Below are 12,219 nucleotides of genomic sequence, written 5' to 3'. Positions count from 1 at the left end.
ATTTGTTTGGAGTACTTATTGACCATCCCCATGCTGCCTCAAGCTATTAAGTCCTTAACCGACAAAATCAAATCATTCACGCTTCAACCTAACAGTGATCCAATAGTCCAGCTGTCTGTGGCAGTTGCACCGATCCCGGTTATTGCTTGGCTAGCCGCACAAACTACTTATCCAAGAGTGTATTGGAAAGGTCGCGACACCGAAGAAGAGGTAGCTGCTATTGGCTGCTGCAAAGACTTTTTCTTTGGTGATGATGTTGACGACATAGCACTATCGCTTGAGTACCAAAAACAACGTTCACTGACCAGTAATCAAGATATTCGTTACTATGGTGGCGTAGCATTTGATCGCCGCAATGAAAGCTGGCAAGACTTTGGTAAAGCGCACTTTGTGCTACCTAGAGTAGAACTGCGCCGCAGCGGTAATGAGTTCAAACTGCTAGTAAACCTAAACTTTACCGAGAATGAGTTCAGCGCTGAAATCAATAATGCTTTGCAGTCGCTACAAGTACTCGACGCGCCCAAGCCATTAACTCCTCCAAATAAGGTGGCATTAATGGGTCGCAGTGATCGACCAGATCGCTACCGCTGGGACGAACTAGTTAATCGGGTGACTCATCCAAAGTTTATTGAAGACACACCAAAAGTGGTGCTTTCACGGGTGACTCAGCTTGAGATCAATGAAGAAGTTGATCCATGGACTCTGCTGGCTTGCTGGCAAGGCCGAAACCCAACTAGCTTTCAGTTTGGTTTTCAATTTAGTCCAGCAAGTGCCTTTATTTCTTGTACGCCAGAGCGCTTATACCGTCGCCGTCAACGCGAATTGTTTACCGAAGCGTTAGCTGGCACCACTGTGCGTGGGCTTAATCAAGAAGAAGATAAAGCACTTGCTCAAGAACTATTAGACGACACCAAAAATAGTCACGAGAACCAGCTAGTACGCCAACACATAGTTAATGTGCTCAACCCACTTAGTAATTATGTCGGCGCTGAAGAAACACCAACCGTGTTTAAGCTCAGTCATATCCAGCATTTACATCGCTCGATCCGCGCAGAGTTAAAGCCAGGGGTGAATGACTTTCAGCTGATCCAAGCATTGCACCCAACCCCAGCGGTAGGTGGCTTGCCAAAAGAGTCGGCAATGAACTTTATTCGTCAACAAGAAGGCTATGTGCGCGGCTGGTATGCTGGCGCTTGTGGTTACTTCAACAAGTACGAAAGTGAATTTGCCGTCGCTATCCGCAGCGCCTTAATTGAACCCGGGCGCATTAACCTCTACGCAGGTGCAGGTATTGTTGCAGGCTCAGAAGCCGATAAAGAGTGGACTGAACTTGAAAACAAGCTCAGAACTATTCTGTCGATTCTAACCGAGCTATAACAGCGGAAATTCAATCAATTAAGCCAGTATCCACACTGATTTTCGACGGTTTATACCTGTTTATATTGCTAAACCGTCGAGATTTCCTCTTGCTCAATTAAAAAACTGCTCTATAATTTGCCGCCCCCAAGCTTGGGGACAACCATTGTTATTAACCAAAATTGTAAAATTATAGCGCTAGGCGTTATTGCGGGTTCCCTAACCCCGCCCGATTTAACTAAAAAGGCCACAAGATGTTGATGTTATCCCCTGCACAGCTTCGCCGTGCATTGCTGCTATTAGCCAGCTTTCATATTGCTATTATTTGTGCCAGCAATTACCTAGTACAACTCCCATTTTTAATATTCGGCTTCCATACCACTTGGGGCGCATTTAGCTTTCCATTTGTGTATCTAGCGACTGATCTCACTGTACGTATATTTGGTCAACAAGCCGCGAGAAAAATCATCTTTCTAGCCATGTTGCCCGCCCTAGTTATCTCGTATTTGATGGGCGTTATTTTCCACCAAGGCAGTTTCCAAGGTGCTGAGGCGCTACTGGAATTTAATAGTTTTGTATTTAGAATCGCATTCGCCAGTTTTGCCGCCTACCTTGTCGGCCAGTTGATGGATATTTTTGTATTTGCCAAGCTAAGAGAGACTAAATCTTGGTGGGTAGCACCATCAGCGTCAACGGTAGTGGGTAATCTAATCGATACTATTGTGTTCTTTGGCCTCGCTTTCTACGCCTCTACCGATGAGTTTATGGCAGTACACTGGCCTGAAATCGCCGCAGTGGATTACGGATTTAAACTGATTGTCAGTTTAGGCTTATTCTTGCCTGCTTATGGTCTGTTACTAAAGTTCTTACAAGATAAGATCTTACAGGATTCTGTTCACAAAAGCGCCGCCTGATAATAGTTAGCGCTTAACAACAACTGGACAGACCTGTTATAATTTCGCCAATTCGTTCACCTTTCAGCCAATGGTTTGGTTGTATCAGCAAGGTGAACTGGCGAAGTTATTGAGAGTGATACATGTACACCATCGAAATTGAAGCTGTAACTGAGTTTACGCCTGCAGTGCTTGAGCTTATCCAAACTGTTTACAGCGTTATCCCTGAATTTGAAAACGGCTATGCTAGCCAAGAGATCAGCCAGCGTTTACTTGCAGGCCCAGCGTTACTGCTTATCGCTAAGGTTGAAGGCGAAGTCGCAGGCTTTAAGCTTGGTTACCAAACTGAAGATAACGTGTTCTATAGCTGGTTAGGTGGTGTCGCACCGGATTTCCGTGGTCTTGGCTTAGCAAAGAGCTTACTTGAATACCAAGAAAAGTGGGCAAAAGATAAAGGCTATCAGCGTATTGACGTTAAAACTCGCAACTGCTTCCCTGCAATGCTAAATATGCTTATTAGCAGCCAATACCAGATCACCGCTATGGTTAGCGATGCTCAAAACCACAGCCAGAACAAGCTGCATTTACAAAAGCATGTTTAGCTTTACCGTTTTGGCGCAACCGCACCAAAGTAAAAAAACTTAATAGAATGTGACGAAAGTGTAGATAAAGCTTGCAAACCCAAATGAGAATGATTATTGTTAACTCGCGTTCCAGAACTCGGGATTACGGATAAAGTTCTCATCATCTTTACCTGCATAGAGTTCTTTATGCCTTTGACCATCTTTGCGGTCAGAGGTATTAGCACGACATTGCTCACACACTCTTAAGTGGCCGGGATTCTTTCCCGGCTTTTTTTTGGCTTAATTTCAGCCAATAGCAAATATCAGATCTTACAAGTAAAGCCGCACCTCATAACTCACTAATTAATAACAACTAAACCATGTTTACATAATTTAGGTTAATTTTTAGTGCATTATACTTGCACAATCAAATGATAATGATTATTATTTACATGCGTTCCAGAACTCGGTAATACTTAAAGGCATCTCATCTCCTTAAAGTTAGAGTTTTATTAAGCACGACATTGCTCACACACTCTTTGTGGCCGGGATTTTATCTCGGCTATTTTTTTGCCTAGCGTTTATTAATACTAATCAGATCAATGCTCTAATTATCGACAAAGCAGCTTACAGCGGAATAAAGACAGATTGTGAAGTGTTATAGCGAGTAAATAAGCTGCTGCGAGAACAAGTTGCGTAGACAAAATTAATCGCGCGCTAAAAACAACAACGGGTAGCCACTTGGCTACCCGTCTAACTATCTAGGTAAGGTAAGCTAATCAATCTAACAACTTAGTCTGCTTAGCTTTAGTTTGTTGCTAGTCTTTAGGTTTATCAAGGTGCTGACCATTAAACTGCAGACCTTCATAAGGCGTGTTAACTTGCTCCTCTATCGCCTTATGATACAGGCCAATGGTGAACAAGCTGCCTTTACCCACGGTAGAGCTCACCTCAATGGTGCCGCCAATACGCTTAATAATGCCGTAGCTGAGTGATAAACCTAAGCCAGTACCGTCTTTACGCGTGGTATAGAAAGGATCGAAAATGCGGTTAAGTTCCTCCTCTGGGATCCCCTTACCTTCATCTTCAACCTCAATTTTAACTCCAACCGGATCACCGTGTTGCACCCAATCATAAGTGCGGATCCAGATCTGACCTTTGCCATCCATCGCGTGAGCAGCATTAACCACTAAGTTAATCAGTACCTGCAGTAATTGCGGACGGTTAACTTGGATAGGATAACTCGCATTAAGCTCTTGGTTGAGCACCACTTGCTGTTTCTGGATTGAGTGACGCACCAGCACCAACATCTCTTCGATAATCGGCGTGATTTGATGCATTTCTAGCGGCGCATTAAACTCACCCGGTCGGCTGTATTGCAGCAAACTGCGAATAATGGTGCTGATACGGCCAACTTGTTGAATAACTAACTCAATTTCTTCTTCAACATCAGCGGCTCTGTCGCCAAGCTCATACTTAAGCAACTCCATATTGCCTAAGATAACTGCCGTCGGGTTATTAATCTCATGGGCAATACCCGCGGTCAGCTCACCGAGTGCAGTGAGCTTCTCGTTAATCACCAACTGCTGACGTGTTTCGTTAAGCAGTGCGACGTTAGCTTGTAACTCTTCGGTTTTCTCCTGCAAGCTGCGAGTACGCTCTTCAACCTTGACCTCTAGTTGCTCAGCTGCCGCCTGAATTTGACTATTACGACGCTGCAGTAAGTCCAACATGCGGTCAAACTGCTCAGCAAGATTAGACAGCTCGTTGTCACTATCAAGACCTAATGAACCGATACGCAAGTTGCGTCCAGACTGCACCGCTTTGACTACATGGTGAATACGCTCAATAGGTTGCAATAAGCTGTAAGCGCCGCGATAAACCAGCCAGCCAGACACCAGTAGTACCAACATTAAAATGGTGCCCAACTCGATAATGTTTAGCAGGTAGTTATGGATAAACGGCGATTCAGAGAAGCCGGTATAGATCATACCGATACGTTTACCATTAATATCTTCAAGTGGTGAATAAGCCGAAATAAACCAGTCGTTAAATACAAAAGCTCGGTCAACCCAAAGTAACCCTTGGTTAAGCACTTTTTCACGCACCTCAGATGATACTAAGCTACCCAAGGCGCGTCCCTTTTGGTCATCACCTTTCGGGAAAAAATGCAAAGGTACGTTGGTACTAATACGAATGTTATCGAGGAAAATGGTCACAGTGCCGATTGAGCGCTCAGGCAAGGTGCCTTTGTCGTACACTAAATCGCGAATATGGTCGACAATGCGGGTATCACGGTTAAGCATTATGCCGCCGTCGAGATACCAAGCCACATTGCCATTTTTACCTACCACAGGTAATAAACTGCGGCTCAACAGGCCACGCTTTTCTTGACCTTTAATCGGTTCATGGGCGCGCTGGGTTTTGATCACACTGATTTTTGCACGCTCAGCCAGTACAGGATCAATCCGTGCCAATCGGCTCGAATCAAGCACCATTAAGCCGGAGAAAGGCTCTACACCTTCAATATGCGGTAACATCTGCCGAAGATCCGGATCAGCTGCCGCCTCTGATACGCTCACCAAACGTAAAAAGTCCAGATTAAGATCTTTCTTCGCCTGTTCTAATACCAGCTGCAAATTAGCACGCTGCTCAATCGAGTCGCGGCCCATCTGCCTAAAATCATTTTGAAACGGCCAAGACTCCATCACCAATTGCAGTTGGTTTTCTTGATTATCTTGTACCGTTATCAGGGTGCTGTTTGCGACAGTCAAATCTGCTTTGACCTTCATAAACAGCTGTTTGCCAGTGTAACTAATATTCCAATAGATGGTAATAAACACCAAGCTAACTAGGGTTAGCAAGATTGGCAACAAGGTTAAAATCAAGATGCGATAGCGCACCTTAGCTTGCATTTGCTGCCAACTCACACCAAACATATTGGAAAAAAACGACACCTAAACTCCCCTTAGAGTGATGTTAATAACACGAGTTAACTAATACTGAGCCGAAAAATGCATGCTCTGCTATTAGTCTTACTCGGCTTCACCACCGAACCACTCTTTATATTTACGATCGAGCGTCTTACGTGACACACCAAGGTCGCGGGCAGCGGCAGATTTATTACCACCGTGCATATCAACCACTCGGGTTACATGGTCACGTTCAACATCTTTAAGCGCCCATTGTAATGGATAACCGGACTCGACCGCCATTTCTGCTTTCGGTTGTACTTTCCAATACTCTGCAGGCGGCTTGCCTAGCAAGATACAACGCTCAATCATATTACGTAGTTCGCGAATATTACCAGGCCACTCATGTTGTTGCAGCTTGAGTAAGTCTTCATGGCTCCACACCACTTCTTTTACCCCGAGTTCAGCCGCAAGCTGGCAGGTAAAGTGATGCGTTAATTCAACGATATCTTCAGGACGTTCACGTAGCGGCGGAATCACAATATCGAGCACGTTTAAACGGTAGAAAAGATCGCGTCTAAAGTTGCCCGCCTCGACTTCTTCCGACAACTTACGGTTAGTTGCAGCAAGTACGCGCACATCAATATTGATCTCTTTTTCACTACCCACAGGACGAATAGTGCGCTGCTCAAGTACTCGCAGTAATGCAGTTTGCATCTTCAGCGGCATTTCACCGATTTCATCAAGGAAGATAGTACCACCTGAGGCAAAGCTAAATAGCCCCTCACGATTACCTTTTGCCCCGGTAAATGAGCCGGCAGAGTGGCCAAATAGTTCGCTTTCTAAAAGCTCAGGTGCAATCGCGCCACAGTTAACCGGTACAAACGGTCCCTGGCGGCCACTTAAAATGTGTAGTTGGCGTGCAACCAACTCTTTACCTGTACCTGACTCACCCTCAATCAGTACCACAGCGTTAGTTGGCGCAACACGTTCAATAACATGTTTCACCTCTGTCATCGCATCACTTTGACCGATAATGGTCGATGATTGATTGAATGACACTTCACGGCGCAACATTAAGTTTTCGCGCTTAAGCAATCGACGCTCAATACAGCGGTCAACCGCCTTCATCATCTGCTCAAGATGGAATGGCTTCATTATGAAGTCTGAGGCACCAGCGCGCAGCGCCTTAATCGCCACATCCATATCGGCATAGCCTGTCATAAAGATGATGTCAGAGCGTCTTTCTTGATCGTTAAGCGCTTCATGCCATTCAATGCCTGAACGGCCTGGCAAGCGGATATCAACAATTAGCAAGTCAAAATGACAACGCGAGCGCAGTTGCTCAGCATCCTCAACACTTGAGGCGGTTTCAACGAGAGCAAACTTTTTAGCTAAGGCTTTTTTCAAAAAGCTACGCATGCCCGGTTCATCATCAACAATCAATACAGATACAGCAGAAGGAAGTGGCTTCATATTATTCATTCTCTGTCCCACCTTGTCGTTTGAGGGACATTTTGACTCATTATGCAATAAGTCTAACATTGAACTAGTCTAAATAGGTCACTATGAACCATATAATCGCGACATTGGGACATAATGTCTGTGCTTTTTCTGTCATCAATGCGATCTAGATCACAGCATAAAACACTAGTGTGAACTGAAATAAACCGATCACAGTCTGGCATCAAACTTGCTTTTAACGGGGGTATTCGATTTTGTTCAGACCCTCAGGTATCGAGAGGTCTATTTTATTTTCCATAGGAGCTAAAATGTTAAACCTTAAACGCGCTATTGGTCTTGCGGTTACCGCAGCACTGTTTGTTGGCATGCCAGTGCAAGCAACTGAAGTAATTAAACTTGCTACCACTACCAGCACTGAAAACTCAGGCCTACTAAAGAACCTACTACCTAAGTTTGAAGAGGAATCTGGCTACAAAGTACAAGTGATTGCTACTGGTACAGGTAAGGCACTAAAACTTGCTCGTCAAGGCGACGTTGATGTTGTAATGACTCACGCTCCAGGCGCTGAAGCTAAATTCGTTGAAGAAGGTTACGGCCGTCTACCACGTGGCATTATGGAAAACGATTTCGTTGTTCTAGGTCCGAAGAACGACCCAGCTAAAATCCGCTCAAGCAAAACTGCTGAAGAAGCGTTTGCAAAAATCGCTAAATCAGGCGTGCCTTTCATTTCTCGTGGTGACAACTCAGGCACCAACATGAAAGAACTACTTGTATGGAAAAACGCTAATATTACTCCAGACTTCAAAGGCTACACAGCAGTTGGTCAAGGTATGGGCAAAACACTATTAATGGCTAGTGAATTAGAGGCTTATACACTATCTGACCGTGGTACTTTCGTTGCTTATTCAGGTAAAATAGACCTAGCAGTTGATTTCGATGGCGGCCCAGCTCTAGCTAACCCGTACCAAATCATCCTAATCAGCGATAGCAAGTACCCAACGCTAAATCACAAAGGTGCTAAAGCACTAAGTGACTGGCTGATCAGCGCTGAAGCGCAAGGCATGATCAATAATTACAAGGTTCAGGGAGAACAATTGTTCAAGGCAACATATAGCGAATGAGTGAAGGCTGGTTAGCCCTTATACAGCAGGCATTAAGCCTGCTGTTTTCATTGGACCCCGAAGTGTGGTCCATTATTTCCGTTTCTTTTGCAGTATCATTTGCGGCATTAGCGATCACGCTGTTGCCATCTATGGTATTGGGCTTTCTCTTGGCCTTTACGCGTTTTCCCGGCCGCTGGTTAGTCACCAACCTTATCCAAACACTGCAATCTATCCCCACCGTTGTAATCGGCCTGTTGGTCTATTTGCTACTTACCCGTATGGGGCCTCTAGGGGATTTAAAGTGGCTATTCACCCAACAAGGTATGATTCTTGGCCAAATGCTAATTTGTGCACCTGTACTCGTAGCGATGAGCCAAGCTGCATTTACTAGCGTTGATCGCCGCGCTTGGGAAACCTCTCGCACCTTAGGCGCACCTGCTATGAGTGCTATTTGGGCGGTATGTAGAGAGCTGAAAGTGCCGCTATTATTAGCGATTGTAGCTGCCTTTAGTCGTATTTTGACTGAAATAGGTTGCTCGATGATGGTCGGCGGTAACATTGCAGGTGTGACCCGTAATATTCCCACTGCGATTGCACTAGAAACCAGTAAAGGGGATTTTGCTCAAGCTATCGCGCTTGGCTTAGTGTTACTCGTATTGGCGCTCATTTTGAACTTTGCTTTAGGTACGCTTAGAGGCAAAGCCGAGCCAAGGAGTCATTAACAACAATGGCCACTAACACAGCAAAAATCATTGCCAAAAATATCGAGATGCGCTTTGAAGATAAACATCTTTTTAGCGCCGATAAACTGGTATTTGAACAAAACAAAGTCATTCACCTACAAGGTGATAACGGCTGCGGTAAAACCACGCTGATGAAGCTGCTTGCAGGCTTTAATCAACCCACCGAAGGGACGATATACGCCGAAGGCTTTGCCATTGCTCCTTGGTGGCGTAGCAAGTCGATTACCGGTAAAGCCCTGTATTTACACCAGCATCCCTACCTGTTTGAAGGCAGTGTGATGTATAACCTATCCTATCCGCTTAGGTTTTTAACCACAGATAAAGAGCAGCTAAAAGCCCGTACTGAGCAAGCAATTGACAAAGCACAGCTGCGTCACTTGCTAACCCAAGCGGCATCAAGCTTATCTGGTGGTGAGAAGCAGCGTTTAGCCATTGCTAGAGCTTGGATTATTCAGCCTAAGCTATTAATGTTGGATGAACCGACTTCTAATATGGATAAACACTCGCAGCAATTAGTGCTGCAAATGATCGTCGACTTAAAACAACAGGGCACAGGCATGCTAATAAGTAGCCATCAGACTTGTTTGTTAACTCAAGTATGCGATCATGCTTGGCTGGTAAACAATAAAACCGTAACCACCGATTATATGAACGAATATACGCACACAGATGATACCAGTAGCCAAATTTCAGCTACATTGAACGTATCGGTTGGCTAATACCTAGTTCATTTTTAGCAAAAAATAGTAATAAACAATAGGGTAACAGTGATGGCAGCACAAGTTGATGCGGTAATCTTGGCAGGCGGTATGGCCAGACGCATGGGCGGTAACGATAAAGGTTTAGTTGAGCTGAGAGATCAGCCAATGATTAAACATGCGATTGATAGGATAAAACCTCAAGTTAAGGAGATCCTGATCAACGCAAATCGTAACCAAAACCGTTATTCTGAGTTCGGTTTTAAGGTGTTCAGTGATCAAGATAGCGGCTATTTAGGCCCGCTTGCCGGTATGATCACCGCAATGAGCGAGACTGATGCAGAATATTTATTAGTCGTTCCTTGCGATTGCCCACTGTTACCAACTGATTTAGTCGCTAGAATGCTAGCAAAATTAACGGCTGAAGATGCGGAACTTGCAGTAGCAAGCGACGGTAAGCGCGAGCAACCAGTAGTCATGTTGCTCAAGCCGAGTTTACGTGAATCAATGAAAGCATTTTTAGATGCTGGCGAACGCAAAATCGACTTTTGGTATGCCAAACACCACTATGTTGTTGCTGAGTTTTCTGATCAGCCCAATGCGTTTGTAAACGTAAACACACCAGAACAAAAACAGCAGCTAGGCGATGCCATAGCTAATGAAGAACATCACTAGAGGTGTAAATGAGCATACCTTTTACTAATCCGTTACCTATTCCAGTTCTCGGATTCTGTGCCTACAGCGGCACAGGCAAGACCACATTATTAAAGCAATTAATCCCAGAGCTTAATCGCCGCGGTGTGCGACTCGCAGTCATCAAGCATGCTCATCATAATTTCGACGTCGATATTCCCGGTAAAGACAGCTACGAAATGCGCAAAGCTGGCGCCAAACAGATGCTAGTTGCCTCGCATGTTCGCTGGGCATTAATGACCGAAGACGCCAAAGATGGCGACCCAGAATTACCGCATTTGCTCAAGCAGATTGAAGCCGACAAGGTTGATATCGTTCTCGTTGAAGGCTTTAAAAAGCTCGAACTGCCAAAGATTGAACTGCACCGCGCCGCTCATGGCAAACCTTTCATCCACACTCACGATGACAACATTCAAGCCATTGCCTGCTGTGATGACACAGAATTACCAAGCGAACTGCGCCGTCTAGACATTAACAACATTGAGCAAATTGCTGATTACGTAGGCGAGTACATTGCCGCATGGCAGCCTTGCCCAGTTGATCTACCAATGGCGCCAACTTGTGGTTGTGAATTAGATACCAGTACGACTCTGTCTGTGCGCCAGGGTATTGATAAGATTTTATCTTACGTTAAACCGGTTACTGCCATCGAAGTGGTTGATCTGGACGAGTTAGAAAACCGCGTATTAGCCAGCGATGCCATTTCACCTTTAGATGTACCGCAGCACACCAATTCAGCGATGGACGGTTACGCCTTTAAGCTAAGCGACAGCGCCGATGCATCCTACAAGATGGTTGGCGAAGTCATGGCAGGCCACGCTTACAACAGCACTCTGCAAGCCGGTGAAGCTGTGCGCATTATGACTGGCGCGCCAGTACCAGCAGGCGCAGACACCATTCAACTGCGCGAGCTTGCCAACGAGCAAAACGGCGCTGTTAGCTTTGAAGGTGAGCTAAACGTTGGACAACATATCCGTTTAGCAGGTGAAGACATCGCTCAAGGCGCAACCGCACTTGCAGCACATTCACGTTTACATGCCGCAGAGCAAGGCTTACTGGCCTCATTAGGTTTTGGCGAGCTACCTGTATTTAAGCGCCCTGTGGTTGCCGTGTTCTCAACTGGTGATGAAGTTTGCCAACCTGGCGAACCACTCAAAGCTAACTGCATTTTTGACTCAAACCGCTACACCATTAAATCAATGGCGAAAAAGCTAGGTTGTGAAGTCATCGACTTAGGCATTATTCAAGATTCAGAAGCTGCACTAGCGCAAGCGTTAAAAGATGGCGCAGCACAAGCTGACATCGTGATCAGTTCAGGCGGCGTATCAGTTGGCGATGCCGACTACATCAAGACAGTGCTTGAACAAGTTGGCCAAATTAACTTCTGGCGCATCAACATGCGTCCGGGTCGCCCGCTAGCCTTTGGTCAAATCGACGATAGCTTATTCTTCGGTTTACCGGGTAACCCAGTGGCAGTAATGGTGTCGTTCCTGCAATTTGTTCAGCCAGCCATTCGTAAGCTTGCCGGCGAGCAAAACTGGAGCCACACCATGGTGCCAGCGATTACCGACAAACCGCTACGTAGCCGCACAGGCCGCACCGAGTTTACTCGCGGCGTGTACCACCTAGCGGCAGACGGCAAGTTACATGTAACCACAACCGGTGCTCAGGGCTCAGGGATGCTTAGCTCAATGGTAAAAGGAAACTGTCTCATCGTCATTGGCGAGAAAGATGATCAGTTAAATCCAGGTGACACAGTTTATATTCAACCTTTTGCCGACCTCCTTTAAGAGG

General features: G+C 45.5%; 11 protein-coding genes. 8 read left to right on the top strand and 3 right to left on the bottom strand.

The genetic code is table 11. The features are described 5' to 3' along the window. The first annotated feature begins 30 nt into the window (after positions 1-30). The 3 genes from MSG37_RS09445 (at position 31) to MSG37_RS09435 (ending at position 2,851) form a co-directional block, all read left to right on the top strand. Positions 31-1,377, top strand: coding sequence for an isochorismate synthase (locus tag MSG37_RS09445; RefSeq protein WP_248470496.1), 1,347 nt, complete (start codon positions 31-33; stop codon positions 1,375-1,377). A gap of 233 nt (positions 1,378-1,610) precedes the next feature. Continuing rightward, on the top strand, positions 1,611-2,270 hold the full coding sequence (locus tag MSG37_RS09440) for a 7-cyano-7-deazaguanine/7-aminomethyl-7-deazaguanine transporter (protein WP_248470382.1): 660 nt from the start codon (positions 1,611-1,613) through the stop codon (positions 2,268-2,270). 122 nt (positions 2,271-2,392) lie between these two features. Then, positions 2,393-2,851 (top strand): GNAT family N-acetyltransferase, encoded by a 459-nt coding sequence (locus MSG37_RS09435; RefSeq protein ID WP_248470381.1) that lies wholly within the window; start codon positions 2,393-2,395, stop codon positions 2,849-2,851. Between the two features lie 99 nt (positions 2,852-2,950). Here the strand turns inward: MSG37_RS09435 and MSG37_RS21320 are convergent, their stop codons facing one another. From MSG37_RS21320 to MSG37_RS09425, 3 genes are all read right to left on the bottom strand, one after another. Continuing rightward, complete coding sequence (locus MSG37_RS21320; protein WP_282446628.1) at positions 2,951-3,073, bottom strand: hypothetical protein; 123 nt, start codon at positions 3,071-3,073, stop codon at positions 2,951-2,953. A 557-nt stretch (positions 3,074-3,630) separates the two neighbouring features. Further along, positions 3,631-5,769 carry an ATP-binding protein gene (locus tag MSG37_RS09430; RefSeq protein WP_248470380.1) on the bottom strand — a complete coding sequence of 713 codons (2,139 nt, stop codon included), beginning with the start codon at positions 5,767-5,769 and terminating at the stop codon, positions 3,631-3,633. Between the two features lie 78 nt (positions 5,770-5,847). Then, positions 5,848-7,269 carry a sigma-54 dependent transcriptional regulator gene (locus MSG37_RS09425; protein WP_248470379.1) on the bottom strand — a complete coding sequence of 474 codons (1,422 nt, stop codon included), beginning with the start codon at positions 7,267-7,269 and terminating at the stop codon, positions 5,848-5,850. A 227-nt stretch (positions 7,270-7,496) separates the two neighbouring features. Between MSG37_RS09425 and MSG37_RS09420 the strand changes: the two genes are divergently transcribed. From MSG37_RS09420 to MSG37_RS09400, 5 genes are read left to right on the top strand one after another with little or no spacing between them, the layout of a single operon-like run. Beyond that, a complete protein-coding gene (locus MSG37_RS09420) occupies positions 7,497-8,309 on the top strand; it encodes a substrate-binding domain-containing protein (protein ID WP_248470377.1) in 813 nt (270 codons plus the stop codon). Next, a complete protein-coding gene (locus MSG37_RS09415) occupies positions 8,306-9,013 on the top strand; it encodes an ABC transporter permease (RefSeq protein ID WP_248470376.1) in 708 nt (235 codons plus the stop codon). Before MSG37_RS09420 ends, MSG37_RS09415 begins: the two co-directional genes overlap by 4 nt. A 5-nt stretch (positions 9,014-9,018) precedes the next feature. Beyond that, the gene (locus MSG37_RS09410) at positions 9,019-9,753 is read left to right on the top strand and encodes an energy-coupling factor ABC transporter ATP-binding protein (RefSeq protein ID WP_248470375.1); all 735 of its coding nucleotides are present in this window, start codon (positions 9,019-9,021) and stop codon (positions 9,751-9,753) included. Positions 9,754-9,804: 51 nt separating this feature from the next. Then, on the top strand, positions 9,805-10,407 hold the full coding sequence (gene mobA, locus MSG37_RS09405) for a molybdenum cofactor guanylyltransferase MobA (protein ID WP_248470374.1): 603 nt from the start codon (positions 9,805-9,807) through the stop codon (positions 10,405-10,407). Positions 10,408-10,415: 8 nt separating this feature from the next. After that, positions 10,416-12,215, top strand: a complete 1,800-nt coding sequence (locus MSG37_RS09400) for a bifunctional molybdopterin-guanine dinucleotide biosynthesis adaptor protein MobB/molybdopterin molybdotransferase MoeA (protein ID WP_248470373.1) — start codon at positions 10,416-10,418, stop codon at positions 12,213-12,215. Positions 12,216-12,219 lie beyond the last annotated feature (4 nt).

This window comes from Shewanella sp. 1CM18E, assembly GCF_023161665.1.
Lineage (GTDB): Bacteria > Pseudomonadota > Gammaproteobacteria > Enterobacterales > Shewanellaceae > Shewanella.
The sequence above is the reverse complement of the archived record's forward strand: the minus strand, read 5'-3'. Positions and strand labels throughout refer to the sequence as shown.